Below are 26,376 nucleotides of genomic sequence, written 5' to 3' on the forward strand. Positions count from 1 at the left end.
GCGCCGCTTGTGGACGAACGATCAAGCGACGGACTAAAGCCGATGATATGCACGGGGCTCTCACGGGGAGGAGCCGGGGCATGTCGCTTGCCGACAAGGCGCTTTGGGTGATCGAGCGCAACTCGGGCCGGGAATTGACGCTCGGCTCGATCGCGGCCGCCTGCAAGGTCTCGCGCTCGCATCTTGCCAACGCCTTCGGAACCGCCAGCGGCTGGCCGGTGATGACCTATCTCCGGGCGCGGCGGCTGAGCGAGGCCGCCAAGCGTCTGGCTGCCGGCGCGCCCGACATCCTCTCCGTCGCGCTCGAATTCGGCTACGGCTCGCACGAAGCCTTCACACGGGCCTTTCGCGACCAGTTCGGAACCACGCCTGAGGAGGTCCGCAACGGCGGCAGCACTGACAGGCTCGGTCTGGTCGCGCCGCTGCGATTGACGAACGGCAGGGCGCGGACGCCGATCCCGACCCTGCGGGAGCTACGTCGCCTGCGCCTCGTCGGCCTCTCCGCGCCGTGCTCTTATGAATCGGCGATCGGGATTCCGGCACAGTGGCAGGCGTTCATGTGCGACCACTATGCCGACATCCCCGACAAGGCCCCGGGGATACCGATCGGCGTTTGCCGTGCGCCGGATGAGGACGGCTGCTTTGAATATATGTGCGCCGCCGAGGTCAGCTCGGTCTCCTCGCCCCGCAAGCCGCTTGCCGCTCTGGACATCGAACCGGAGACCTGCGCGGTCTTCGACCATCGCGACCATGTCTCGACGATCTTCGACACCTATACGGCGATCTGGAACGAGGCGCTGCCTGCCGCAGGCCTCAATGCTGCGAACGGCCCCGTCCTTGAATTCCACAACGAAGCCTTCGACCCGGGCACCGGGCTTGGCGGATTGACGATCTGGATCCCGTTGGAGCGCAATGGGAACGGGAGTGCGACATGACAGCATCGGACGCATCCAAGAAGAGCGGAGCGGCGAGCCGCTCGGCCTCCAACACATCGACCCTCGCCGGCTATGAAGGCTGCGCCGACGACTATGCTGAAACGACCGCGCCCAAGCCGGAGGCGGGTGATCAGCCGGCACTGGTCGAGTTGCTGAAAGCTGTCGAACCGGGCAACTGCCTGCTCGAGATCGGCTCCGGCCCTGGCTGGGACGCGGACTGGCTGGAGGAGCGGGGGCTCGCCGTCAGGCGCACTGACGGCGCGGAGTCCTTCGTGCATTTCCAGGCTTCGCGCGGCCGCAATGCCGAGCGCCTCGACGTGATCCGTGATCCGCTGGGCGGTCCTTATGACGGCGTTCTGGCGCTCTATGTGCTCCAGCATGTCGAGCGGGGCGTCTTGCCCGCGGTTCTGGAGAAGATTGCGCAGGCGCTTCGCGACGACGGCGCATTCCTGTTCTCGATCCGCGAGGGGGAGGGCGAGACAGTCGAAATCGGCTCGAAGGGCAACGAGTACTACGTCGCCCAGTGGCAGCGCTCCGAGCTCGTCTCCGTGCTGGCCGCGCTCGGCCTCGGTCTGTTCTGGTCACACTCGTTCGAGGGCAGCGAAGGCCGCTGGCTGATTGCACTGTTCAGGAAGGGCGCGCCGGAATGAGCCGGAAAGCCTTGGTCCTCTTCCTCGCCCTCGGCGTGATCTGGGGCGTGCCCTATCTGCTGATCAAGGTCGCACTCGTCGATTATCACCCGATCATCGTCGCCTTCGGCCGCGCCGCCATCGGCGCTTTCGTGCTGTTGCCCTTCGCGCTGCGCGGCAAGGGCATCATGGCCGGTTTCCGCAAGCCGGGCTGGCTGATCCTGTTCACGCTCGCCGAGATCAGCGGGCCATGGTTCCTGATCGGTTTTGCCGAGACGCGGGTCACGAGCTCGCTCGCCGGCCTGATCATCGCGCTGACGCCGATCATCGCCGCGATCCTGGGCGTCGTGCTCTCGCGCGAGCAGCTGGGGGCAGGCCGGCTCGTTGGTCTCGGCCTTGGCTTGGCCGGCGTCGTCGCGCTGCTTGGCTTCGACGAGCAGCCGGTGGAGCTCCTGCCGGTGCTGGCCCTGGGCGCGAGCGCACTCGGCTACGCGGTCGGCCCGATCATCGTGGCGCGCAAGCTCGCCGACACTGACGATGGTGCGGTGGTAGTCTGCTCGCTCATCGTCGCTTCCGTCCTCTATCTACCCTTCGTCCCCGCCTATTGGCCGGCGCGTTTCCCGCTGGATGCATCTCTCGCCGTGATCGCCCTGGCTGTCTTCTGTACGGCTCTGGCCTTCCAATTGCTGTTCGCGCTCATCGCCGAGGTCGGCGCGTCGCGCGCGACGGTCATCGCCTATCTCAATCCGGCCGTCGCGGTGCTGCTCGGGGTGGCAGTGCTGGGCGAGCCGTTCTCCCTGGCGCTGTTGGCCGGCTTCGCCCTGATCGTTGCCGGCTCTTATTTCTCCACGGCCCGGCGGCCAGAGCGCTCGGAGAGCGCAGCGCGGGTCATCGAGCCTTCCAGTTGAGAAAGCTTCCACAAAGCTCTCGCCAGGATGGCCCAGGATTTGCCAGTATGGCGCACTGCATTTGAAGCGGGGGGCTTCATCATGTTCGTGCTCGATCCGACCACATTGGTCGGCTTCCACACCTGGCTCAGCATCATCGCCATCGTCGCTGGAATCCCGATGACAGCGGCGCTGCTGAAGGGCCATCTCAGCCAGCGCTGGAACGGCGTCTATCTGTCGACATCGGCCGCGACCGATATCACCGGCTACGTCTTTCCGTTCAGCGGTGTGCTGCCGTCGCATATCGTCGGGGCGATCTCGCTCCTGCTGCTGGCGATCGCCGCGGTGGCCCTCTACGGCAAGGGGCTGCGGGGAGGATGGCGCCGAACCTACGCGATCACGGCGGTGCTCTCGTTCTACCTTTTGATCTTCGTGCTGATCGCGCAGCTCTTCCTCAAGGTGACGGTGCTGCACACTATGGCGCCGACGCAGAGCGAGCCGCCCTTCGCCATCGCCCAGGGCATCGTGCTCGCGATCTTCCTCGCCTTGACGGTGCTGGCAACGCGGCGCTTCGGCAACGGGGTCGCAGCGCTGCGCTCGGCTTGAAACAAAAAAGGGGCGGCCCGAAGGCCGCCCAGTTCTCGCCATGTCGTTCTTTGACGACGTGTCAGCTGCGGTCGACGTCGACGATCTCGCCGCGCGCGTTGATCTCGACGCGCAGCTCGTCGCCGCGCCTGTCGGAGCCGTCGATCACCCAGACATTGCCGCTCCAGCGGGCCTGGTCGATCTCGGAAACACCGTTGCGGCGGGCGATCCTGATCGCCTCGCGCTGCGAGATCATCTCGTAGCGCGCGCCGTCATAGCCGCCCCGGTCATAGCCTCTGCGGACATCGTCCGGCTTGTAAGTGCCGCCGCGATAGGGCGCATTGTCATTGCTCGTCGGCCCGCGCTCGTACTTCGGAATGCTGTTCTCCGGCCGCAGATCGACGCCCTGCGCCATAGCCGCGACCGACGACAGCGCAAGTGCGCCAGCAACCAGTCCAATCTTCAGCGGTTTCATCCTCATCCTCCAGGGTTGATGATGTGTCCTGAAGAAAGAACTGCCGCGGGAGCCAGGCGTTCCAAAGTCTTTCGTGACCATTCTGCGGCAAATATTTGATCCGCCCAGCGATCTAGCCATGCCCGCCGATGATCGGCAGGATTTCACCGGTGATGTAGCTGGAGCAGTGCGACGAGGCGAGGAAGACATAGGCCGGCGCGATCTCCTCGGGCTGCGCCGGCCGTTTCATCGGCACCTGCGAGCCGAATTCCGCCACCGCCTCGGCCGGCCGGTCGGACGGGTTGAGCGGCGTCCAGACCGGGCCGGGCGCGACTGCGTTGACCCTGATCCCGCGCGGCAGCAGATGCGCCGCCAGCGAGCGGGTGAAGGCGTGGATGCCGCCCTTGGTGGTGGCGTAGTCGATCAGCTCCTTGCTGCCCTGCAAGCCCACCACCGAACCGGTGTTGACGATCGCACTGCCCTTGCCGAGATGCGGCAGCGCCGCCTGCGTCAGATGGAAATAGCCATGCAGGTTGGTGCGGATCGTCGTGTCGAAATGCTCCTCGGTGAGATCCTCGAAGCGCGGTGCATGCACCTGGAAGGCAGCATTATTGACGAGGATGTCGAGCCCGCCGAGTGCCTTCACGGTCTTCGCCACGGCATCGCGGCAGAAGCCCGAGTCGCGGATGTCGCCTGAGAAGGCGACGCCGGTCCGGCCCTCTCGCTCGATCGCCGCGAGCGTTTCCTTCGCGTCCTCATCCTCGCCGAGATGCAGGATCGCGACATCGGCGCCTTCGCGCGCGAACAGCACCGCGACCGCCCGGCCGATGCCGGAATCGCCGCCGCTGATCAGCGCGACCTTGTCCTGAAGCTTGCCCGAGCCCTTGTAGTAGGGCGCGTCATACATCGGCGCCGGATCGAGCGCCGCTTCCGAACCGGGCTTGGCCTGATGCTGGCGCTTGAACGGCGGCACGGGATAGAGCCGCGCCCCGGCCTGCACCGCGCCATCCTTCTTCTTCAGCGGCCGGGCGTCGGCGCGGGCAATCCCCTTCTGGATGCGCCGCTGCTGCTTGGCTGCGGCCTTCACCGATTTAGGTAGCTTGTCGTCTTTTCGTTTCGTCGCGGTCTTCGCCATCATCGCCTCCTTGCGCGCTTGCCCGGTTGCTTGGGCAACGTGTTGCCGCAGCCCCTGTTCCGCCGCCCGCCAGATGCGCCCTTGCGGTCCGACGATTTCTCGGCAAGCTCAACCGCAACGGGAATCCGGCAGCTTGGAGGGCACATGGCGCTTGAGGCGGACGTCGTCATCGTCGGCGCTGGCCTTGCCGGCCTCGTCGCCGCCGCGGAGCTGGCCGATGCCGGCCGCAAGGTGATCGTCGTCGAGCAGGAGCCGCGCGCTTGCCTGGGCGGCCAGGCACACTGGTCCTTCGGCGGGCTCTTCCTGGTCGACTCGCCCGAGCAGCGCCGCCTGCGGATCAGGGATTCGCTCGCCCTGGCGCAGCAGGACTGGTTCGGCTCGGCCGGCTTCGACCGCGACGAGGATCATTGGCCCAAGGCATGGGCAGACGCCTATCTCGACTTTGCTGCCGGCGAGAAGCGCAGCTGGCTGCACCAGCAGGGCATGCGCTGGTTCCCGGTCGTCGGCTGGGCCGAACGCGGCGGCTATCTCGCCACCGGCCACGGCAATTCGGTGCCGCGCTTTCACGTCACCTGGGGCACGGGTTCGGGTGTGCTCGAGCCCTTCCTGCGCCGTGTCGCGGAGGCGGAAGCCAAGGGCCTGATCGAATTGCGCTTCCGTCACCGCGTCACCGGCCTGACGCGCAGTACCGGCGCCATCGACGGCGTCGAGGGCGAGGTTCTGGAGGACAGCGCGGTCGAGCGCGGGCAGGCGAGCTCGCGCGCGGTGATCGGCAGCTTCGCCATCAAGGCGCAGGCGGTGATCGTCGCCTCCGGTGGCATCGGCGGCAATCACGACCTCGTCCGCCGCAACTGGCCGCAGCGGCTCGGCGAGCCGCCGAAGCGAATGCTCTCCGGTGTGCCGGCCCATGTCGACGGGGCCATGCTCGCCGTCACCGAGGCCGCCGGCGGCCGGCTGATCAACGGTGACCGGATGTGGCACTATGTCGAGGGCATCGCCAACTGGGCGCCGATCTGGCCGGCGCATGCGATCCGCATCCTGCCCGGCCCGTCCTCGCTCTGGTTCGATGCGCGCGGCAATCGCCTGCCGGTGCCGCTCTTCCCCGGCTTCGACACGCTCGGCACGCTGGAGCATCTGCGCAAGACCGGTTTCGACCATTCCTGGTTCGTCACCAGCCGCAGCATCGTCGCCAAGGAGTTCGCGCTCTCGGGATCCGAGCAGAACCCCGACCTCACCGGCAAGAGCTGGCGCCAGGTCATCCAGCGCGCCCGCGCCGGCATGCCGGCGCCGGTCCAGGCCTTCCTCGACAAGGGCAAGGACTTCATCGTCGAGACCGATTTCTCGCGCCTGGTCGCCCGGATGAACGAGCTCGGTGGTGTCGGGCTGATCGACGAGGCGCATCTGCGAGCACAGGTCGAGGCGCGCGACCGCGACGCCGAGAACCCCTATGGCAAGGACCTGCAGGTCACGGCTTTGCGCGGTGCCCGCGCCTATATCGGTGACCGGCTGATCCGCACAGCGAAGCCGCACCGCATCCTCGACCCGGCCCATGGTCCGCTGGTCGCGGTCAGGCTCAACATCCTGACGCGCAAATCGCTCGGCGGGCTGATGACCGATCTCTCGGCGCGCGTGCTGGGCTCAGGCGGCGCACCGGTGCCCGGGCTCTACGCGGTCGGCGAGGCCGCCGGCTTCGGCGGCGGCGGCCTGCACGGCTATCGCGCGCTGGAGGGCACCTTCCTCGGCGGTTGCCTGTTCTCAGGGAGGGTCGCAGGCAGGGCGGCGGCGAAGGCGGTTCGGTAAGGATCGATTGTCGCGCTGTCCCCACGCCTCTTTCGCAAAAGCCCGCAAAAGCCTAAACAGCTTCGCCGTCTTGCGGCCTCAACCCCGCCGTGAAGGCGCTGCCAGATGCGCGCGCCGCGCCAACAAGAGCAACAGGACTAACGCCCATGTCTCTCGTCGACTCCGTCCGCCGGACGATCGTGCCGATCCACAAGGAAGGCTATGTCTTCATCGCCATCGGCGTGGTGGCGACGCTCGTGCTCGGCCAGCTCTGGGGGCCCTTCGGCTGGATCGGCACGCTGATCACGCTGTGGATCTGCTATTTCTTCCGCGATCCCGTCCGCATCGTGCCGCAGCGCGAGGGGCTGGTGATCTCGCCCGCCGATGGCCGCATCAGCCAGATCGCCACCGCCGTGCCGCCGCCGGAGCTCGACCTGCCGGCCGAGCCGATGACGCGCATCTCGGTGTTCATGAACGTCTTCGACTGCCATGTGAACCGCAGCCCCGTCGCCGGGCGCCTCCTCAAGATGGCCTATACGCCCGGCCTCTTCCTCAATGCCGAGCTCGACAAGGCGAGCGAGGACAATGAGCGCAACGCGCTGGCGATCGAGACGCCGGCGGGGACCATCGCGGTCGTCCAGATCGCCGGACTGATCGCGCGCCGCATCGTCCCCTTCGTCAAGGAGGGCGATCCGCTCGGGCAGGGCGAGCGCTTCGGCCTGATCCGCTTCGGCTCGCGCGTCGACGTCTACCTGCCGCAGGGCGTGACCCCGCTGGTCGGCGAGGGCCAGACTGCGATCGCCGGCGAGACCGTGCTGGCGGACTTTTCGGGCAACGACATCGCCAGGGCGTTCCGGGGAATTTGAGCTGAAGCCGTCATTCTCGGGCGGAGCGAAGCGCAGACCCGAGAATCTCGTGACAAGAAGGCAATGCCGCCCACTGGTCCTGAGATGCTCGGGTCAAGCCCGAGCACGACGCTATGCGCTTCGCCCCACGCTAGCCTCCCGCCCCAAAACCACGTATTCCGGCTGGTATGAGCGACCTCTTTCCCCCTTTCGAGCCTGAGCGCGTCGAATCGAAGCGCGCCCGCTTCAAGGCGATCCCGTTCCGGCTGATCGCGCCCAATGTCGTGACACTGATCGCCCTCTGCCTCGGCCTGACCGCGATGCGGCTCGCGGTCGACGGCAAATTCGAATCGGCGACGGTCTGCATCCTCGTCGCGGGCCTGCTCGATGGCATCGACGGGCGCCTCGCGCGCTTGCTCAAGGGCACCTCGCGTTTCGGTGCCGAGCTCGATTCGCTCTCGGATTTCGTCTGCTTCGGCGTCGCCACCGGTTTCGTGCTCTGGACCTTCGTCCTGCACGATCTGCGCTCGTTCGGCTGGATCATCGTGTTGACGCTGGCCTGCGCCATGGCGCTCAGGCTGGCGCGCTTCAACGTGATGATCGACGATCCGAACCGGCCCGAATGGCAGAAGAACTTCTTCGTCGGCATGCCGGCGCCGGCCGGCGCGATCACCGCCATGCTGCCGTTCTACCTGGAGTTCGTCGGCGTGCCGGTGCGGGAGTATGGCGCCCCCTTCGTCGGGCTCTACATCCTGTTCATCGCCTTCCTGACGATCTCGCGCATCCCCTGCTATGCCGGCAAGACGCTCGGCACCCGCGTTCCGCGCGACCAGGTGCTGCCGATCTTCGTCGCGGTCGTCGTCATCGCCGGCCTGCTCTTCGCCTACCCGTTCGAGATGCTGGCGCTGGTCGTCGCGGCCTATCTCGCGCTGATCCCGCTCAGCGTCGCGCGCTACCGCAAGCTGGAGCGCGAGTACGACGCCACGGCCGCGCTGCCGACGGTCGCCGAGCCGGTGCTTGAGACGGGCTCCGAACCGAAGGCTTAACGGCGCTTCGACAGCCGGCTGGCATTGGCGCGGGTACGCCGCGAGAACGGCTCCAGCGTGCTGTGGACGGCCCTTGCCGTCGCTTCGCCGAGCCCGTTCGGGGTCAGCGGGTTGAACGCCATGCTCCACCAGAACAGTGTCGCGGCATGGCCGATGGCGAAGCTGCTCTCGGCCATGGCTGCGGCCTTCTCGACCACGGCCTTGCTTGCCTCGCGCTGGCCCCTGGCGTCGCCGAGCGCGCCCTTGGCCAGGATCGGCATCCGCATGGCGATGGTGAGCCCGGCGTCGACCTGCATCGCCACCATCTGGGCAAGGACGCTTTGCGCGTCCGCCGCCAGCGCGACGGTCGAGGCAGATCCAGTTCGTGACGCCATGGCGAAAACTCTCCGGTGAGAAGGGGGCCGCGTGGGCCGAGCCTTGCGGGTCGCCGCCACGCCCGCTCGTCTGATGTGGCAAGCTAAACGAGTTAGTGCAATCCGGAACCATGCATGGCCACGCTCAAATTCTACGCATTGCACAGGAGATGCAGCCACCCCATGCGCGAGCGGCAGGACAACCGGGCGGAAAGCTTCTCAGGAGAGGGCTTGGGATATTCCGCAACTGGCTCTAAAGCCTTGCGGGAAACCGTCCGGGACGCGCAGCGAGCCGACACTTGAATCTCTTCAGCTCCCAGAAACCGCCGGGCTGGCGGCCGAAGCTGGTCCTGGCCTCGGCCTCGCCGCGCCGGCTGGCTCTGCTCGAACAGGCCGGCCTCAAGCCCGACGCGCTGCTGCCGTCGGATCTCGACGAGAGCCCGCTCAAGAGCGAGCGCCCGCGCGATCTCGCCCGCCGGCTCGCCCGCGCCAAGGCTGAGGCCGGGCTCGCGGGGCTCAAGGGCCGGCCCGATCTCGAGGGCGCCTACATCCTTGCCGCCGACACCGTCGTCGCGGTCGGTCGGCGCATCCTGCCCAAGGCCGAGATCGTCGACGAGGCGGCCGCGTGCCTGCGCCTGCTCTCCGGCCGGGCCCACCGGGTCTATACCGGCGTCGCGCTGGCGACGCCGTCGGGCACGATCCGCGAACGCATCGTCGAGACGCGCCTGCGCTTCAAGCGGCTCTCCAACGACGACATCGAGAACTACCTCGCCTCGGGCGAATGGCGCGGCAAGGCCGGCGCCTATGCGATCCAGGGCATCGCCGGCTCCTTCGTCGTCAAGCTCGTCGGCTCCTACACCGGCGTCGTCGGCCTGCCGCTCTACGAGACGGTCAACCTGCTCGGCGGCGAGGGCTTCCCGATCCGCCTGGGCTGGCTGAATGTCGGCTGAGCGAACCTAAAGCCAGACGACCATGGTGCTGATCTGGCTTTCGCCGCTCATCCTGTTCCTCGGGCTGATCCTGTCGGGCCGCTCGGCGCTCACCGCCGGGCTGGTCGGCACCCTCTGCGCCGCGCTCGTCGCCTATATCGCTGGCCCCAACCATCCGGACGCCGCTGCGATCATCAGGCATTTCGCCGCCGGCGCCTGGATCGGCCTGCCGGCGACCCTCGTCATCGTCGCCGGACTCGCCTTCTCGCTCAGCCTGGAGCGGGCGCAGGCCGATGCCGACCCCGCCAAGCCAGAGCATGGCGCGCTCGCCGAGGCCTGCCTGCTGCGCGGGCCGTTCCTGGAAACCGCGACCGGTTTCGGCGTCGGCTATGTCGTTGCCGTCTCCGATGCCCGCCGGCTCGGGGTCGACAAGGCGCCGGCGCTGGCGCTCGCGACCTTCAGCCAGATCCTGGTGCCCTGGGGCGCGCTCGGCATCGGCACCAGGATCAGCGCCGACATCGCCGGTGTTTCACTGACGGCGCTGATCTGGCGGATCGCGGTCGTGACGGCGCTGCTCTGCGCCGCGCTGTTGCCGCTGTTCTGGCGGCTGTCGCGGCAGGCGGGCTTACCGCCCGCACTCGCCGACCGCGCCGAATGGGCCGGCCTCATCCTGCTGCTGATGGCCCTGCTCGTCGCAGCCAATCTCACTCTGCCGCTGGAGCTCGCCGCCATCGCGGCGCTGGCGCCGGTGATGCTGCTGCGCTTCCTGCGGGTCAGGGGCTGGGCCGGGCTCGACCGGACGCTGCTGGCGCGCCTTGCGCCCTATATCGCGCTGGTCATCGCGCTGGCGCTGATGCGGCTGGTGCCGGCGATCCATGATCGGCTGGAGATCCCGTCCTTCAAGCCCTTCGCCGACGCTTCGGCCTTTGCGCCGCTGCTCTCGCCGGCCTTGCCGCTCATCGCCATCGCGCTCGTCGTCGCCATCAGCCGGGGCGGGGCGAGGCAGGCCACGGCATTAATGAAGCTGACGCTGCAGCGCTCAGGGCGCGCGGCGCTGCTGACCTTCCTGCTCGTCGGCATGGCCTGGATCATGGTCGGCTCCGGCCTCGCCGCCGGCATCGGCCTTGCCGTCAGCAGCGTGCTCGGCTCCTGGTCGGCCGGCGTCGTGCCGGTCGCGGGTGCGCTCGGCGGCTATCTCACCGGCTCGAACACCGGCGCCGGCGCCGTCTCGATGCCGCTTGCCACCGCGCTCGTCCCGGCCGGCGAGGCGAGGCTTCTGGTGATCGCCGCCGCGGTCGTCGCCGGCAGCCTGCTCACTGCGGTGAGCCCGGTCCGCGTCACCATGGGCCAGGTCCTGATCAAGGCGACGACGGCCGAGACCGGCCAGGCGATGCGCTCGCTCTGGCCCTGGTTCGCGCTGGTCGCAGGGTTCACGGTCGCCATCGCGCTCATGGCCGCGCAGCTCGCCTGAGGCCGGGCGCCGGGGCGCATGCCGGCTTGCACGCCGCGCGCTTGCCGAGGCCGCTGCGAGTGCCGATGCTGTCGCGATCAGGAGGCGCCGGCATCAGATGGCGCGCGGGGCAGGGAACGTTGGAATGGCTGGACGTCTTCAAGGCAAGGTCGCGATCGTCGCGGGCGCGGGCTCGGTCGGCCCGGGCTGGGGCAATGGCAAGGCGACCGCGACCGTGTTCGCCCGCGAAGGCGCCAGGGTCGTCTGCGCCGACCGCAATCTCGACGCCGCCGAGGAGACCGCGAGCATCATCAAGGGCGAGGGCGGCGAGGCCTTCGCGATCCGTACCGACGTCACCAGCCAGGACGATCTCGCCGCGCTCGTCGAGGCGACGCTCAAGGCCTATGGCCGCATCGACGTGCTCGACAACAATGTCGGCATCGCCGAGGTCGGCAGTGTCGTCGACCTGCCGCTCGAAACCTGGGAGCGCGTCTTCAAGGTCAACCTGACTGGCTGTTTCCTGGCGATGAAGCATGTCATCCCGGTGATGCAGCGCCAGTTCGCCGAAAGCGGGCAGGGCGGCTCGATCATCAACATCTCCTCGATCGCCTCGATCCGCCACACCGGCGTGCCCTATGCCAGCTATGGCGCCAGCAAGGCGGCGATGAACCAGCTCACCCGCACCACCGCAGCGCAATACGCCCCCGAGAAGATCCGGGTGAACGCCGTGCTGCCCGGGCTGATGAAGACCCCGATGGTCGAGCATTCGGCCGGGCTCGCCCAGACCTATGGCAAGGGCGACGTCGCGGCGATGTGGGCGGCGCGCGACCGGCAGGTTCCGATGGGTCATATGGGCGAGGCCTGGGACGTCGCCTGGGCGGCGCTCTTCCTCGCCAGCGACGAAGCGCGCTATGTCACCGGCATCGAGCTTCCAGTCGATGGCGGAGTGACCTTGCAATATGGCGCCTGAACAACCCGAGAATCCCGTCACGCCTGCGCGGCCCTGCCCGATCTGCGGCAAGCCCGCCGTGCAGCGCTTCAAGCCGTTCTGCTCGGGCCGCTGCTCCGACATCGACCTCGGCCGCTGGCTCAAGGGCAATTACGTGATTCCGGGCGAGCCGGTGGAAGAAGCCGAGGAAGTGCCGATGCGGCGGGATGAAGAGAATTGATCCGGACCACCGGCCCCTCGCTTTGATCGATTGAGGGCTTGGGCTTCGGGCCAGCATTGCGCCGTCTTTCCGGGGCTTTGCGATAGCAAAGAGCCCGGAACCCAGAACCGATATCGGGTGCCGGAAAGGCGTTGCCATTGCTGCGCCACAATGATGGTCGGCATCGGTTCTGGGTTCCGGGCTCAGCCCTGCGGGCTGCCCCGGAATGACGGCGAGCCAGTCGTACCATCGGTCAAAGCCTAGAGCCGTTGGCATTCGACAAAGAAAGGCCCGGCGTTTCCCTCTCGGGAGGACGCCGGGCCGTTCACTGACCGCCGCGCGACGGGTCAGATACTTTCCGGTGGGCTGATCGCCCTGAATTCCGCCTGCCGCGCGATCGAGCCACCGGTACATCCGCGGCTTGCTCCAGATCGGCGGTAGGCACGGCGCCGTTACCGGCGCCGCCGCATAAACCCGGCCACAGCGCTTTGGTTCCAGGCTTTGTTCACGCCGGAAGGGCGGCCGCGCTCGCAGCCTGCCGGATCGGCGGCGCCATCCGCTTTGGCGCAGCAAAACGCCCGCGCAGCTCGCTGTTTTGACGCCTGCGCAGTCCCGGACGAAAATTTCACACGGGCCGGATCGTTTGTCGGCTGGACAGCCCGTGCCCATGCATCTATATCGCCTCCCACCAACCGAAGCGCAGCGCGCTTCGCGGGACGCCCAGGTAGCTCAGTTGGTAGAGCATGCGACTGAAAATCGCAGTGTCGCTGGTTCGATTCCAGCCCTGGGCACCATTCGCATTTCGGCGCACCTTTACGTCCTAGAGATGATTGGCGCTCATCGGCTTCGTTTATGAAGCTGCCGCGCGCCCGGAGTAGACCAGCGGCTTGGAACGGTCCTGACTCGCGCGCCTAGCCGACCTACAGGCGCGGTCGAGACGTTGGCAGGCAGTGCTAATGCTCTCCTCTGAAGCCGCTGGCGGTCCAATGGTGATCGTGGCGGCCACCTCTGGCCGCGTGGCCAAATTCCCCCTGCGGATCACCGGTCGCGTATTGGCCGCCACCCAAAAAGTTCCTTCATATGGATGATGCGCCCTTCCGGCGAAAGCAGGAAACTGCCGAGCACAAAGGATATTTTTAGATCGGAGAGGCAGTCATGAGCAAGATAATGCAGATAACATCCGCGGTCGATTTTGGCTCTCTTCATAATGCCGTTGTTATGATCAATTCAGAAACTGCCGTTGTCGGTGTTTATCAAGATAATCATGTTGTAATTGAGCTTAGGTCGCTCGGGTATGAATTGGCGATCTTCCAATATTCGGCTAACACGAACGTAAAAATATATCTCATGGGGGAGATGGCAATCAAACCCAGCATCCCGGCGGGACTGTGCAGTTAAAAAAGAATAGCAAGGCTTATCTAAGAGTATATCCTAGCGGGGCGGGTTGGGGAAAGGCCTCTGGAAATAAGCCGTATCAGGAATCTGGGCAGTATCAAATCAAAGCAAAGAATGGGCCAAAAATCCTGACATCCATAATATTCAAAGTACACCCTCTGCCGGGTCAGTCATTGTTTGGGTCATATTGAGTGAGCGAAGATCGAACAAGGCTTGAACCGCGGCGCCGAGGCAGGTTGCCGCATCTCCAACGCCGCCGCTCCCTTTATTTGTCACCCCAGCCGCCGATCACGCTCCTCAACGATCCGCTCTATCGTCGCCTGATACTCCGCCAGCAGCTCCTGCAACGGCCCAATATTCCGGAAAGCCCGCTGATCCTGCTCTTCCTCGCCTTGCTCGTCCCAGGCGGCGATCGCCTCGTCGGCGGCAGCGAGGTGATCGGCTGACGGGGAGGGCGGTGGCGTGGCGCCGGCCTCCTCGACGATGCGCAGGGCGATCCGGCGGCGCAGTTCGTCTGCGCGTTGGAGCATCGGCTCGAGCGGGTCGGTGTAGGGCATCTGTCGAACCTTGTTTCGCCAATCTGGGCCGGACAAGCGGCGCGCGGCAACACCTCGCTCCTTCGCGCGTTGACGCCCCACGATCAATCGCTGTGGGGATAGTGGCATGAACTTCGACATCTGGGCCGAGATCGATCTGTTGCTGCGCCTGCTGGCCGGGATGGCGGCGGGGATCGTCGTCGGCTGGGAGCGCACCGGCCGGCAGCAGGCGGCCGGTATCCGCACCTTCGGCCTCGTCGGCCTCGGCACCGCCGCCGCGGCGACGATCTTCAGCCAGCCGGACCAGATCGACGCCGCCAGCCGCGTCGTGCAGGGGCTCCTCACCGGCATCGGCTTTCTGGGCGCCGGCGTCATCGTGCTGCGCAAGGGCCAGACCACGCCGCAGGGCCTGACCACGGCGGCGGCGATTTGGGTCACCGCGGCGCTCGGCTGCGCCGCCGGTCTCGGCGACCATGCGATCGTGCTCTCGGCGACGGTACTCGGCCTGGGTTTGTTGATCGTCGATCATTCGATCGAGCGCCGGGCCGGGCGGCCGGCGCCGTCCGCAGAGGGCAGCGGCGACGAGGGAGCCGGCTGATCCTGTTGAAAACCGTCGCGTCGGCAGTCCGATTTCAGCGTCGGAAAGCCGCTCGCTTTTGCGAGTGAAACCCGGCCATTGACGCGAACGGCTCACCCTGCGCGCGAGAGCTTGCGCTGCGGCGTTCTGTTCGCGGGGGCGCTTTCAGCCTTGGCGGACCTGCGGGAATTCGGCACAGCATTCAAGCTGGCCGTGCGAATCTCCCGCGCTTTCTCATCACAGAATTGCCTTCTTTCTTAAGCAAACGCCCCCATCCTTCACCTGCCTTTCCCGCGATCTCCCACCGCAAGGCGGACCATGACGATGTGGTTTCGACCATGACGATGCCTGCCTCCATCGCGATATGGACCATCGGCGTCGCGCTGCTGGTCGGAACTCTGCCAGGCCCTGCCCAGGCCGAGCAACTCGCGGCGAGGACCCGCGGATCGGCGTCGCCGCCGCCGGCATTCGTGAGTTTCTGCGCCAAGAACCCGGCGGAATGTCGAAAGTCCGGGGCCGTGACGCGGCAGGTCGTCCTGACCCCGGAGCGCCAGCGCGACCTGCAGGAGGTCAATGCGCGGGTGAATTCCGCCATCTCCGAGATCTCCGACCGGGAGCATCATGGCCGCGAGGATGTCTGGAGCATCCCGACCGACGGGCAGGGCGATTGCGAGGATTTCGCGCTTTTGAAGCGCAGGCAGCTGATCGAGCGTGGCTGGCCGTCCTCGGCCCTGCTGATCGCGGTCGTCGGCACGCCCGCCGGCGAGGGCCACGCGGTGCTGATGGCCGCGACCTCCGAAGGGGATCTCGTTCTCGACAACAAGACCTCCCGCCTCCTGAACTGGACGCAAACCGGATACCTGTTCTTCACGCGCATGTCGCAGGCCAATCCGCGTGCCTGGGAAGCGATCGATGGCGGCACGATCGCCGTCACCGCCGCGACCCGGCGCCCATCTCGGCCCTGACCGGCCTGATTGCCGAGGATGGCTGTTCCGAGAAGCCGGGACATATGAGGACGTGCTCGCTTTGCTTTGCGTCGGCTGCTGGTCGAGACCAGGGTCATCCGGCGTACTGGAGCGCGCGTGATCCGATCAGGCTGGTGCGCAGCCTGATCGGATAGGTCTCCGGGCTCAACGGCTGCTGCCGCCGTGGCCGCCACCGCCATTGCCGCCGCCGTTGCCGCCACCGCCGTTGCCGCCACCGCCGCCGTGGCCACCGCCACCATTGCCACCGCCGCCATTACCGCCGCCGCCGTGGCCACCGCCACCGCCATTACCGCCGCCGCCAGCGCCGTTGCCACCGCCACCGTGGCCACCGCCGCCATTACCGCCGCCGCCGTGACCACCGCCGCCGTCGCCGCCGCCACCGTGGCCACCGCCACCGTGGCCACCGCCGCCATGACCGCCGCCGCCGTGACCGCCGCCGCCATGACCACCGCCGCCGTGACCGCCGCCACCGTGACCGCCGCCACCATGGCCGCCACCACCGTGACCGCCGCCGCCGCCGCCACCGTGGCCACCGCCGCCATGACCACCGCCGCCGTGACCGCCGCCACCATGGCCGCCACCACCGTGACCGCCGCCGCCCTGACCGCCACCACCGTGACCACCGCCGCCGTGGCCGCCACCGCCATGACCGCCACCGCCCTGACCGCCACCACCGTGACCACCGCCGCCGTGGCCGCCACCGCCATGACCGCCACCGCCGTGACCGCCGCCACCATGGCCGCCGCCGCCGTGACCACCGTCACCATGGCCGCCACCGCCGTGACCACCGCCGCCGTGACCGCCGCCACCGTGACCGCCGCCACCATGGCCGCCACCGCCGCCGCCACCGTGGCCACCGCCGCCATGACCACCGCCGCCGTGACCGCCGCCACCGTGACCGCCGCCACCATGGCCGCCACCACCGTGACCGCCGCCGCCCTGACCGCCACCACCGTGACCACCGCCGCCGTGGCCGCCACCGCCATGACCGCCACCGCCGTGACCGCCGCCGCCGTGACCACCGCCGCCGTGGCCGCCACCGCCATGACCGCCACCGCCCTGACCGCCACCACCGTGACCACCGCCGCCGTGGCCGCCACCGCCATGACCGCCACCGCCGTGACCGCCGCCGCCGTGACCGCCGCCGCCATGGCCGCCACCGTCGTGACCGCCACCGCCTTGGCCGCCGCCGCCCTGACCGCCGCCACCGCCGCCCTGGCCGCCGCCACCGCCACCGCCGCCCTGACCGCCACCACCGCTGCCTTGGCCGCCACCGCCCTGACCGCCACCACTCTGGCCGCCACCGCCGCTGCCGCCGCTATTCGAGTTGCCTGCCGAACTGCCGCTCGAGGCGTTTCCTACACCGCCGGTGGAACCTTCACCGCCGTTGCGGTCGCTTCCACCGGAGTTCGGAGCGCCACCCGAAGACAAGGCTCCCGTCGTCAGGGGCGGGCACATCCAGTATTGACTGCCGCCCTGCTGAACCAGAGTGCACGCGGTATTGGGTGCGCGTGTGCGCCTGCCATTGGAGGCAACCGCGTTGTAATATTGGACATTGCTGGCCGCGGCTCCCTGAGGTGCTGGAGCGGGCGCGCCGATCGACGCGGTGGTCAGCGGCGGGCACGTCCACAGCTGTTCGCTGGCATACTGCACGACGATGCAATCCCGGCTCGGCGCCCGCGTTCTACGGCCATTCGGGGATACGGCGTTGTAGTATCGCACCCCACCGGCGTCCGCCAGCGTCGGCCCGGCCCCCGACGGGGCCGCGCTCGGGCGGAACGGGTTGCCGCGCGCTGCCGGATCGCATTCCCACAGCCAGTTGTTTCTGATGAGCTTGCGTTCGCAGGCGCCGTGAGGACGCGCTGTCGCGGTGCCGTCCATTGCGGCACCCGCATGATACTCTGGCCACGGGCCAGCCCCCTGAGCGTAAGCAAAGCTCGAGGTGGTAGCGAGAAGTCCGGCAATAAAGATCTTGCTCTGCAGGTATCGCATGACGTACCTCCCGCCCGGAAAGCCAGTAGCTGCCCAGCGCAAAAACGATGTATTTCGGGATGGCCTGTTTTAGATTTCCAAACAGGGCCAATCCGGCACGTTGAGGAATAGCATGCGGTATTGACTTGATTTTATTCTATTCGAGTGAAAGCTTTAGGTCGCTCGAACTAGTCCAATGGGATTACTGCTCGACGAGGCATGGGGAGAGAAGGTGAGAGATGATGACGTCTTGGAAGCAGACGATGGCGGCGCTGGCCGCATTGCTGTTCGTCCATCCGGCGCTCGCCCAGATCGGCACGCCCGGCAATGCGCCGCTGACGCCGGGCGGACCGCGCCAGGGCCTGGGCCCGCCCTCGATCTTCGATCACACGCCCGACCTCAGGCTGCATGCACCGGGGGCGGGGGGCCTGCCCGGCGCGGGCCCGCCGGTCGACTATGGCGGGACGCCGCGGGCAGCGCCGCGCTCACCGAACCCGATCTACATGCCGCGCTATGGCGCGGTGGAAGCTCCATCGCCCCGAGGCGTGCTCGTGGCGTATTGCAAGACGCCGCGCCGGACCTGCGCTGCGTCCAGCCGGGCTCTTGCCGGTGCCCGCTGCCTCTGCCGGCTGTCGAATGGGGGCGGGTGCGCGGGCGCGTCGTTCGTTAGGATGCGGGTGCGTCAGCCGGGAGAACGCTGCCGATCGCCGGCCCTTGCAACTGCCCAGCGACCAGACACGCCAAGGTCCCGCGAGGCTTGTCTTCCCGAACCAATCTGCAGTTGAATGCGTTGCGGCTGCATCGCCGTGAGGACGCCCCGCGTTTGTCGATGCTGAATGACGTTGCCGACGATGTCTATGAGGCCGCTTTCGATCCCGAGAGATGGCCGCGCGTCATAGACAAGATCAGCCTGCGCAGCGGTGCCGAGTCCGGCGGGATGATGGTGTTCGACCGCATCCGGCCGATCAAGAGTCTCGCGACCGGACGTTCGGCCGAGCTCTGGGCGAAGGTGTCGGAGGCCGGCTACTGGAAGGCCGATCGCCGCATTCCCTTCTTCTTCGCCAATCCGCTCTCGGGCTTCGTCGTCGCGGACGAGTATTTTTCGCCGGACATCGCCCAGGATGAGACCGCCATGGTGGGGCGGACGCTCGGCCTCGATCAGCAGGTCGGCACGATCATTCCGATGCCGACCGGAGAGCTCGTCGTCTTCATCCTCAATCGCTTGCGGGAAGACGGGCGTTTCGATCCGTCGGTAATCGGGACGCTCAACCGCCTGCATCCTCATTTCGCGCGCAGCGCCTATCTGGCGGCGCGGCTCGGAATGGAGCGGGCGCACTCGGCGGTATCGGCGCTGCAGGCGCTCGGCGTGCCGGCGGCCGTGCTCTCCGGCAAGGGCCGCGTCATGGCGAACAACGCCCTGATCCAGGATGTCTCGGAAACCCTGGTTCCGCTCGCCTTCGGCGGCCTCGGCCTGGCGCGGCCCGCTGCCAACAAGCTCCTGCAGGAGGCGCTCGCGGCCGCGCAGGGCGATCCTGAAGCCGCTGCCCGCTCGATCCCGGTGCCGGCCGAAGCGGGTCGACCGGCGATGATCGTGCATGTCGTGCCCTTGCAGCGCTCGGCGAGCGACATCTTCTCCGGCGCTACCACGCTGGTCGCGGCCGTCACGGTGAATGCGAGCCGCCTCGTGCCGTCGCTGCAGGTGCTGATGAGCCTGTTCGACCTGACGCCCGCCGAAATGAAGCTCGCCGCGGTCCTGGCGCAGGGATTATCGCTGCAGGAAGCTGCGCTCCAGAGCGGCATCCAGATGACAACGGCGCGCACTCACCTCGACCGCATTTTCCGCAAGACCGGAACGAGCCGGCAGGGCCAGCTCGTCGCCCTGCTGAAGGGCACGCAGCTTCTGTGATGGCCATGCCCCACGCAGCGCCTTGCAGGCAGGCTTGGGATAGCTGTCGATGACTCAGGATCTGGTGGAGCGGATTTACGAGGCAGCTTTCGTCCCCGAAAAATGGTCGGCTGTTCTGACGATGGCCTCGGGCCTGTCGGGCTCCGCCAGCGGCTCGATTTGTGTTCTGAGCGACACGGCGCCTATTCGCGGCAGATTGAGTTTCGCGTCTTCGGACCACGGCGAAGCCTTGGAGGGCGTCCGGCGCATCTTCGACGAGTTCGTGAACGGCGACCATTGGCAGTTTCCCGGTGTGCTGCGGATGTACACCCTGCAGCCCGCGCGTTTCGTCCATGTCGAAGCGTTCATGACGCCCGAGGACATTGAGCGCGATACCCAAAGGCTGCGCCTGCGGGCACTCGGAATAGGTGCTCATCTTTGCGCGGCCGTGCCGATGCCGAGCGGAGAGCTCGTCACCTACGTCTTCCAGCGCTGGAACGAGGCCGGCGGCTATGGCCAGAGCGAGATCGACCGGCTGGACGGGCTTCGGCCGCACCTTGCGCGTGCCGGCCTGGTGGCGGCGCGGCTCGGATTGGAACGCGCCCACACGACCGTGTCGGCTCTCCAGGCAATGGGGCTGCCGGCGGCGGTTCTGACGAGCGCGGGCCGAGCGTTGGCAGTCAACGCCTTGATGGAAGCGATGGCTTCGATCTTCCGGCCGGCGGCGCTGGGTCGCATGGCCATTGCGGACGCCAAGGCGAACCGATTGTTCCAGGAAGCTGTCGCGGCTGCACGGAGCGAGATCGAACCTGCGGCGCGCTCGATCCCGGTTCCGGCGAAGGATCAGCAGCCGGCGCTGATCGTTCACCTTATTCCGCTACGCCGGTCGGCGACCGATATCTTCTCGGGTGCGGATACATTGGTCGTTGCGACCGCGGTCTCGGCGAGTGCCGCAGTGCCGTCGCCCAGCATCCTGTCCGGCCTGTTCGACCTGACGCCCGCCGAGGCGAAGCTGGCCACGGCCCTGGCGGGCGGGTCGTCGCTGGAGGCGGCCGCCGCCGAGAGCGGCGTCCGGATGACCACGGCGCGCACTCACCTCGACCGCATCTTCCGCAAGACCGGAACGAGCCGCCAGGGCCAGCTCGTCGCCCTGCTGAAGGGCACGCAGCTGCTCTGACCGGGGCTTCTGCGTCTCGCCGCCACTCCTGCCGGCTTCGCGCAGGTGGGGCCGCCATCTCGGAGTATGAGCCTGCGATTCTAGCGCCTCTCACGAAAAGGCCGCAATGCTCTGCCTGATCAGTCGAAACAATCTCTAAGCCTACCAAAGTTTATTTCAGGCTGATTCTTGGATTTGCATATGCTTACTCAGGTAAATCGCGCGGCGAAATTGTTTACCCCTCTCGGTTCCGACGTGTTGTGTCTGGTTGATGTTTCCGTAACGGAAAGTCTGGGACAGCTATTCGTCGGTGAGATTCACGCGGTGTCGAACGATGCCGATATAGACTTCGATAAGCTTATCGGCCAAGCCTGCCATGTCGAACTCGATCGTGGGCCGTCCGGCAAGCGGATGATGCACGGTATAGTTGCGGAAGGGGAGTGGCTCGGTATCGAGCATGGGCTGACGCATTACCGGCTGGTGTTGCGGCCATGGTTCTGGCTGCTCGACAAGATCGCAGATTGCCGGATCTTCCATGACAAGACCGTGCTCGACATCGTTCGCGAGACGTTCGGGCGGCGGGGCTTTTCAGATTTCCGCGTTGCGACGACCCATAATTATCCGGTGCTCCACTACACGGTTCAGTATCGCGAGACCGATTTCAACTTCCTCAGCCGGTTGATGGAGCAGCACGGCATCTATTATTATTTTGAGCACACGGCGGACCGCCATGTCCTGGTGCTCTGCGACGGCCGCGCCTCCCACTCGCCCGCGCCGGGTCTGGAGAATGTCGTCTATGTGACGGCGAAGGACGCCGGGCATCTGCTACGGCGGCCGACGATCCAGGACTGGCGGATGCGCCGGACGCTGCGGTCCGGCCGTTCCGGTCTCCAGGATTTCAACCATCTCACGCCCAATACGCAGATGCTGGCCGATGCCGCGGCGACGGAGCGATACAGCCATTCCACGCTCGAGCTCTTCGACTATCCCGGGCCGCATGTCGTCCAGGCCGATGGCGAGCGCTATGCCCGCATCCGGCTCGAGGCCGAGCAGGCCGTGGACAAGCGCCGCAACGCGATCGGCTACGCCGTGTCGGCCTTCGCCGGCGCCTTCCTGACGCTCAGCCGACATCCCCGCAGCGGCGAGAACGGGCAGTACCTCCTCGTCGGCACGCGCTTCAGCTTCCGGACCGCAGACCTACCGGGCGCATGGGAGCCCGGAGGAGGCCGTGTATCGCGCCGAATACGATCTGCTGCCTGTCGAGGTGCCCTTCCGCACGCCGATGACCACGCCAAAGCCGCGCATCGACTCCACGCAGACGGCGATCGTCGTTGGCCAGAAGGGCGAGGAGATCGACTGCGACGACCACGGCCGCGTCCTCGTCCATTTCCATTGGGACCGGCACGGCGATCAGAGCTGCCGCCTGCGCGTCGCCCAGGTCTGGGGCGGTCAGACCTGGGGAGGCCAGATCATTCCGCGCATCGGGATGGAGGTCTCGGTGGTCTATCTCGAAGGCGATCCCGACCGGCCGCTGGTCACCGGCTGCGTGCCCGATCCGGTCAACCACCGCGTGCCCTACGATCTGCCGGCAAACAAGACGCGCTCGGTCCTGCGTTCCAACACCTACAAGGGCACCGGCTTCAACGAGTTCACCCTGGAGGACAAGACCGGGCAGGAGATCATGTTCTTCCACGCCCAGAAGGACCACACCACGCGCGTGCTCAACAACCGCACGGCGCGGGTCGACAGCCACGACGTCTACTCGGTCGGTGGCAATCGTGCGGTCGAGGTCGCGAAGAACCAGAAGCACGAGATCGGCGGCTCGCTGAACATGGTCGTCGGTGGGACCGGGTCCAACGCGATGAAGGCGCTGACCGGGGTCATGGGCCTGGCCGGCCAGACAGCCAACCTGCTGAAGCAATCTGGCGATATCGCGGGCGGCGGCGGTGCAACGCTCGGCGCCTTCGGCCTGACGCTGGCGTCATCCGCACTCGGCTTTCTCTCCGGCGGTGGCCAGAAGTCGCGCAAGGGCGTCGTCTCGGGCCCCACTCCGCGCGCCGATGCCGGCGTCGACCTGACGGCGTCAGGCACCGGGATCGGCAAGGATGCCGGCGGCTTCTTCCCGCTGCCGGGCATCATGAACACGGTCGTCCAGTCGTTCCAGTCGACCAGCGTCGGCGTCGCCCAGGTCGAGCAGATCGGCATGAGCAAGGTCACCAATGTCGGCCAGACCATGGTGACCAATGTCGGCAAGTTCTCGAAGACCATCGTCGGCGAGGAGTTCGTCATCGAGTGCGGCGCCTCGAAGTTCATCATGCGCAAGGACGGCACGGTGATCATCCTCGGCACCAACTTCAATTTCACGGCGTCTGGACCGACGCAGATCAACGGCAAGGTGGTCGACCTCAACAAGCCCGGCGGCGGCACCGCCGAGGCTAAAGCGACGTCGGCGGACTCTTCGGCCAAGGGTTGACCGGGCATGTCGGTCGACAACCGCACGCCGTTCCCGGCCATCGCCTTCCGGCAATACAACCTCGCCGGGGAGCTTCTTGGCGTGGTCGCCGTGCGCGGGACGTTCCAGTTCACGGCAGCAGGGCCACTCGCCCCCGCCGAGAAGCAGTTGCCGCTGGAACTGGCGGATGTCTATGACGGCGATCCGCATGAGGGGCCGTTGCTCACGCAAGGCGACCTCGTCCCGTTCAAGCCCGCAACCGATGTGACCTTCATCGGCGCGGCCCATAGCCCGGGCCAGGTCCCGCGGCCGAGCTGGGGCTGCCGCCTGGGGGTCGGTCCGGTGCAGAAGGCCCTGCGGGTCACCGGTCCGCGCAATTGGCGGGCGCGCCGGCGGGGCAGGGCTCAAGTCGACTGGGAGCTGACCGCGCCGGCGCCGGTCCATTATGTGCCGATCGACTGGCGCCTGGCCCATGGCGGGCTTCTGCCGGGCCATTCAGGCCCCGATTTCGATGGCCGCTATCGTTTCAATCCGCTCGGCCGCGGCATCGTCGGCGAGAGCCGTGCTCGCGACGGTGACGAATATCCTGCGCCGCAGATCGAGGATCCCACGCGGCTGCTCGCCACGCCGCATGGCGAGATCGAGCCCCAGGGCTTCGGCCCGCTCTCGCCCTGGTGGCGCCAGCGCCACCAATATGCCGGGAGCTACACCGACGAATGGCTCGCCAGGCGCCATCCGCTGCTGCCGGAGGATTTCGACTTCCGCTTCTGGCAATGCGCCCATCCGGACCTGATCGCCGCGCCCTGGCTGAATGGCGACGAGCCCTTCGAGCTGGAGAACCTGGCCTATCGCTACCCGCTGGTGCGGGGCTGGCTGCCGGGGCTGAAGCTCGCGGTGACACTCGACCAGGGCCGCGGTCCCGAATCCGCGCCCCTGGTCCTCGACGGCGTGCATTTCGATCTGCGCTCAGGCATCGCCCGCGTCACCCTGACCTGGCGCACCGGCTTCCCCTGGCCCGAGCGGCGCGGCCAGCCGGTTCTGGAGTGCTTCGGCGCGCTGGCGGAGGCGGCGTGATGAGTGACGAGCCGATCCTCCTTGATCCGATCATCATTGCGCCTCCGGTTACGAATCCCGGATTTGCCGCTGATCACGGTCTTCCGGCCGATACGCTTTTCGATGCCTACCCTGGCGGCAGCGGCTATGTGGGTTATGGGCCGGCCGGCTCAGAGACGCTCGACAATGAAGTCTTTGACGAACGTCTTGTCGGGAAGGGGGAGGGAGCATCGAATGCCACTCTCGAAGAGCGGCTGAAGAAAAAGGAAGACAGCGAAAAGAAGAAGTCCCCTCCGCCGACCAGCCCAAACCCGCATCCACCGGAGTTCATCGTAGATGATGGCGCTGCGATCGCGATTTCGACCGCGCCGGATGTGTGCCGCGTCGGCAGCACGCCGACGCCGTTCATGTCGTATGCCTTGGGTAGCGATGACGAGAACTATTCGCCCAGCGTTTTCTCGAACGGCTTCGCCATCAAGCACAATCAATCGCGGATCTGGTACACGCGAGGGGATGAGCCGGGAACGGGGCTTGGCGTCAAGTCGAATACGGTCAGTTCGAAAGTCATCCCGAATTCACATTCCGGCCTGGTCAAGGTCAATGGCATCTGGGTTCAGCGCCATTCCGATACCTGCTGGCTGAACAACGGCAACAACCCTGGCGAATATACCCACGTCAAATCGACGGAGACGCATGAGGCGCCCGATGCGAATGACGAGCAGGACAAGCGCGCCTGGTATGAGAAGGCTTACGACTGGACAGGCGACAAGCTGGGTCAGGCGAACGATGCGGTCTGGGAATTCGACCGCAACAATTACAACGTCGTTACCCGCGGCTTAGGAGGTCTCCAGGCTGTCGGCGGCGCTGCTGAAGCTGTTGCGGGCGCCGGTCTTGCCGGCGTCGGCGGAGCCGCGAGTACGACGGGGGTGGGGGGCGGCCCCCGGCGTCCCGGCGATGATTGGCGGCGCTGCTCTCGCCGTGAACGGCTACGACAATTTTCAAGCTGGCTTGCGGCAGTTGTGGAGCGGTCAATCCACGCCAACGATCATCGCGCAGACCTCCGGCCAGGTGGCGACCGCGTTTGGTGCGTCCCCGGAAACGGCTCAAACCGTCGAAAACGTCGTGGGGGTTACGCAAGGTGCCGCGGGTGGCGCAGGCACGATTGCCGCGACCATGCGCAGTGGCGGAAAGGTCGCGACCGCAACCGGAGTTCAGGGAGCTAGAAGCACGGCGCTGCCGAAGCCGGCGACCGGATCGTACAAGGACCTGAAAAAGACCCTCAAGGGAACGGACGAGCAAGCCAACCACCTTAATCAGGATGCTGCTTTCAAAGCAAAAATTCCTTCCGAAGAAGGGGCTGCCAATGCCATGCGGGGTAATGCATTCAAGGATGTTGGAAGCCCGCACTACAATTTCCATCAATCCCTCGAAGGGTTCTGGGACCAGTACCGGAAAGGTGGCGAGTTGTTCGGGCAGACGCCGACCGTCACTCAATATGATGCAGCATTGCGAAACGCGTTGACTGCCGGCGGATACGCGCCGGGGGATGTTTCGTACCTGGCAGATATTGCTGCGGCCAATCGGGGCGCTTACGGCTTGACCGGTGGTGATTTAGTTCCGAGAGTCCCCGGACGGATAAACCAATCCAAGTAGAATCGAGATGAGTGAGATGGAACCGCAGCCTCAAACGATAGCGACGCTCGACAAATTGGATGCCACCAATTGGTTTGAGCGAGTCGGCACCAAGGATTTGAGCGATGCTATTGTGCTCTCTTCTTGGGAGGATGCGGCGCGCAGTGCCTCTGCGGCGGAGTGGGAAAATATTGGGCTTGAGGCGTTCAACAATTTGAGAGAGAAAATCCTGACCATCGACAAGGCGCGATTCAATCGATGGAACGATATTGTCGCTTCCGTGAAGGTATTTTCGAACGCTCTTGTTGAAGATAAATTTAGAGAAAGCCCTGCTCTGAAAGATCTGCCGAGCATAATTATCGACTGCGCAAAATGGGATGTGCTTGGATTATGTATGGAAGCGGAGCATCTGGATATTGTCGATCCGGGATTTTTCCACGCGATTTCGTATTATTACGTGAAGGGGCATTTTCCGTGCGGCATCGATGGTGATCCCGCTACCGGAACGATGGTCGTGTTCTAGCCCGAGATGGGCCCTCGCTTTCACGAGGCCGCAAT

27 protein-coding genes, 1 tRNA gene and 1 pseudogene are annotated in these 26,376 nt (G+C 66.5%); 25 read left to right on the plus strand and 4 right to left on the minus strand.

The window, feature by feature from the left end:
• Positions 1-80: 80 nt before the first annotated feature.
• The 4 genes from QO058_RS26305 to QO058_RS26320 all read left to right on the plus strand — a co-directional run bounded on the left by QO058_RS26305 (position 81) and on the right by QO058_RS26320 (position 3,057).
• Entirely contained in the window at positions 81-935 is an 855-nt protein-coding gene (locus QO058_RS26305; protein ID WP_284169163.1) for an AraC family transcriptional regulator, read from the plus strand.
• Positions 932-1,585 carry a class I SAM-dependent methyltransferase gene (locus QO058_RS26310; RefSeq protein ID WP_284169164.1) on the plus strand — a complete coding sequence of 218 codons (654 nt, stop codon included), beginning with the start codon at positions 932-934 and terminating at the stop codon, positions 1,583-1,585. Before QO058_RS26305 ends, QO058_RS26310 begins: the two co-directional genes overlap by 4 nt.
• A complete protein-coding gene (locus QO058_RS26315; RefSeq protein WP_284169165.1) occupies positions 1,582-2,472 on the plus strand; it encodes a DMT family transporter in 891 nt (296 codons plus the stop codon). Before QO058_RS26310 ends, QO058_RS26315 begins: the two co-directional genes overlap by 4 nt.
• A gap of 81 nt (positions 2,473-2,553) precedes the next feature.
• The gene (locus QO058_RS26320) at positions 2,554-3,057 is read left to right on the plus strand and encodes a hypothetical protein (protein ID WP_284169166.1); all 504 of its coding nucleotides are present in this window, start codon (positions 2,554-2,556) and stop codon (positions 3,055-3,057) included.
• 61 nt (positions 3,058-3,118) lie between these two features.
• Here QO058_RS26320 and QO058_RS26325 read toward each other — a convergent pair whose 3' ends face one another.
• Together QO058_RS26325 and QO058_RS26330 are read right to left on the minus strand one after the other, a co-directional pair.
• On the minus strand, positions 3,119-3,511 hold the full coding sequence (locus tag QO058_RS26325) for a hypothetical protein (RefSeq protein WP_284169167.1): 393 nt from the start codon (positions 3,509-3,511) through the stop codon (positions 3,119-3,121).
• 112 nt (positions 3,512-3,623) lie between these two features.
• The gene (locus QO058_RS26330; protein WP_284169168.1) at positions 3,624-4,625 is read right to left on the minus strand and encodes an SDR family oxidoreductase; all 1,002 of its coding nucleotides are present in this window, start codon (positions 4,623-4,625) and stop codon (positions 3,624-3,626) included.
• Between the two features lie 144 nt (positions 4,626-4,769).
• Between QO058_RS26330 and QO058_RS26335 the strand changes: the two genes are divergently transcribed.
• The 3 genes from QO058_RS26335 to QO058_RS26345 all read left to right on the plus strand — a co-directional run bounded on the left by QO058_RS26335 (position 4,770) and on the right by QO058_RS26345 (position 8,295).
• The gene (locus QO058_RS26335; RefSeq protein WP_284169169.1) at positions 4,770-6,425 is read left to right on the plus strand and encodes an FAD-binding dehydrogenase; all 1,656 of its coding nucleotides are present in this window, start codon (positions 4,770-4,772) and stop codon (positions 6,423-6,425) included.
• Between the two features lie 98 nt (positions 6,426-6,523).
• Positions 6,524-7,270, plus strand: a complete 747-nt coding sequence (locus QO058_RS26340; protein ID WP_284173032.1) for a phosphatidylserine decarboxylase — start codon at positions 6,524-6,526, stop codon at positions 7,268-7,270.
• 167 nt (positions 7,271-7,437) lie between these two features.
• Complete coding sequence (locus QO058_RS26345; RefSeq protein WP_284169170.1) at positions 7,438-8,295, plus strand: CDP-alcohol phosphatidyltransferase family protein; 858 nt, start codon at positions 7,438-7,440, stop codon at positions 8,293-8,295.
• Here the strand turns inward: QO058_RS26345 and QO058_RS26350 are convergent.
• Positions 8,292-8,669 (minus strand): hypothetical protein, encoded by a 378-nt coding sequence (locus tag QO058_RS26350; RefSeq protein WP_284169171.1) that lies wholly within the window; start codon positions 8,667-8,669, stop codon positions 8,292-8,294. The genes QO058_RS26345 and QO058_RS26350 overlap by 4 nt on opposite strands.
• Before the next feature lie 278 nt (positions 8,670-8,947).
• Here QO058_RS26350 and QO058_RS26355 point away from each other — a divergent pair, with 278 nt between their 5' ends.
• From QO058_RS26355 to QO058_RS26380, 6 genes are all read left to right on the plus strand, one after another.
• Entirely contained in the window at positions 8,948-9,598 is a 651-nt protein-coding gene (locus QO058_RS26355) for a Maf-like protein (RefSeq protein WP_284169172.1), read from the plus strand.
• A gap of 22 nt (positions 9,599-9,620) precedes the next feature.
• Complete coding sequence (locus tag QO058_RS26360) at positions 9,621-11,048, plus strand: L-lactate permease (RefSeq protein WP_284169173.1); 1,428 nt, start codon at positions 9,621-9,623, stop codon at positions 11,046-11,048.
• A 124-nt stretch (positions 11,049-11,172) separates the two neighbouring features.
• Entirely contained in the window at positions 11,173-11,997 is an 825-nt protein-coding gene (locus QO058_RS26365; protein WP_284169174.1) for an SDR family NAD(P)-dependent oxidoreductase, read from the plus strand.
• A complete protein-coding gene (yacG, locus tag QO058_RS26370) occupies positions 11,987-12,196 on the plus strand; it encodes a DNA gyrase inhibitor YacG (protein ID WP_284169175.1) in 210 nt (69 codons plus the stop codon). The genes QO058_RS26365 and yacG overlap by 11 nt, the downstream gene beginning before the upstream one ends.
• Before the next feature lie 697 nt (positions 12,197-12,893).
• Positions 12,894-12,969: transfer RNA gene (locus QO058_RS26375), tRNA-Phe, on the plus strand.
• Between the two features lie 361 nt (positions 12,970-13,330).
• Entirely contained in the window at positions 13,331-13,573 is a 243-nt protein-coding gene (locus QO058_RS26380; protein WP_284169176.1) for a hypothetical protein, read from the plus strand.
• Between the two features lie 269 nt (positions 13,574-13,842).
• On the opposite strand, the gene QO058_RS26385 is transcribed toward QO058_RS26380, so the two are convergent.
• Positions 13,843-14,127: a TilS substrate-binding domain-containing protein gene (locus QO058_RS26385; protein WP_284169177.1), complete on the minus strand. Its 285-nt coding sequence runs from the start codon at positions 14,125-14,127 to the stop codon at positions 13,843-13,845.
• A gap of 106 nt (positions 14,128-14,233) precedes the next feature.
• Between QO058_RS26385 and QO058_RS26390 the strand changes: the two genes are divergently transcribed.
• The 12 genes and pseudogenes from QO058_RS26390 to QO058_RS26450 all read left to right on the plus strand — a co-directional run bounded on the left by QO058_RS26390 (position 14,234) and on the right by QO058_RS26450 (position 26,341).
• Entirely contained in the window at positions 14,234-14,704 is a 471-nt protein-coding gene (locus tag QO058_RS26390; RefSeq protein WP_284169178.1) for an MgtC/SapB family protein, read from the plus strand.
• A gap of 317 nt (positions 14,705-15,021) precedes the next feature.
• Positions 15,022-15,648 (plus strand): transglutaminase-like cysteine peptidase, encoded by a 627-nt coding sequence (locus QO058_RS26395; RefSeq protein ID WP_284169179.1) that lies wholly within the window; start codon positions 15,022-15,024, stop codon positions 15,646-15,648.
• Between the two features lie 183 nt (positions 15,649-15,831).
• On the plus strand, positions 15,832-17,772 hold the full coding sequence (locus QO058_RS26400; protein WP_284169180.1) for a hypothetical protein: 1,941 nt from the start codon (positions 15,832-15,834) through the stop codon (positions 17,770-17,772).
• Positions 17,773-17,879: 107 nt separating this feature from the next.
• The gene (locus QO058_RS26405; RefSeq protein ID WP_284169181.1) at positions 17,880-18,425 is read left to right on the plus strand and encodes a hypothetical protein; all 546 of its coding nucleotides are present in this window, start codon (positions 17,880-17,882) and stop codon (positions 18,423-18,425) included.
• A gap of 44 nt (positions 18,426-18,469) precedes the next feature.
• On the plus strand, positions 18,470-19,546 hold the full coding sequence (locus tag QO058_RS26410; RefSeq protein WP_284169182.1) for a helix-turn-helix transcriptional regulator: 1,077 nt from the start codon (positions 18,470-18,472) through the stop codon (positions 19,544-19,546).
• 49 nt (positions 19,547-19,595) lie between these two features.
• On the plus strand, positions 19,596-20,702 hold the full coding sequence (locus QO058_RS26415) for a helix-turn-helix transcriptional regulator (RefSeq protein ID WP_284169183.1): 1,107 nt from the start codon (positions 19,596-19,598) through the stop codon (positions 20,700-20,702).
• Positions 20,703-20,882: 180 nt separating this feature from the next.
• Positions 20,883-21,812 (plus strand): annotated as a pseudogene (locus QO058_RS31535) (type VI secretion system Vgr family protein); the annotation flags it as partial.
• A 97-nt stretch (positions 21,813-21,909) separates the two neighbouring features.
• Entirely contained in the window at positions 21,910-23,154 is a 1,245-nt protein-coding gene (locus QO058_RS26430) for a type VI secretion system Vgr family protein (protein WP_432211982.1), read from the plus strand.
• 6 nt (positions 23,155-23,160) lie between these two features.
• On the plus strand, positions 23,161-24,207 hold the full coding sequence (locus QO058_RS26435) for a DUF2169 family type VI secretion system accessory protein (RefSeq protein WP_284169187.1): 1,047 nt from the start codon (positions 23,161-23,163) through the stop codon (positions 24,205-24,207).
• A complete protein-coding gene (locus QO058_RS26440; RefSeq protein ID WP_284169188.1) occupies positions 24,207-25,409 on the plus strand; it encodes a DUF4150 domain-containing protein in 1,203 nt (400 codons plus the stop codon). The genes QO058_RS26435 and QO058_RS26440 overlap by 1 nt, the downstream gene beginning before the upstream one ends.
• Complete coding sequence (locus QO058_RS26445; protein WP_284169189.1) at positions 25,360-25,839, plus strand: hypothetical protein; 480 nt, start codon at positions 25,360-25,362, stop codon at positions 25,837-25,839. Before QO058_RS26440 ends, QO058_RS26445 begins: the two co-directional genes overlap by 50 nt.
• 7 nt (positions 25,840-25,846) lie before the next feature.
• Complete coding sequence (locus QO058_RS26450; protein ID WP_284169190.1) at positions 25,847-26,341, plus strand: hypothetical protein; 495 nt, start codon at positions 25,847-25,849, stop codon at positions 26,339-26,341.
• Positions 26,342-26,376: the final 35 nt, after the last annotated feature.

Origin of the sequence: Bosea vestrisii, assembly GCF_030144325.1 — a bacterium.
Lineage (GTDB): Bacteria > Pseudomonadota > Alphaproteobacteria > Rhizobiales > Beijerinckiaceae > Allobosea > Allobosea vestrisii_A.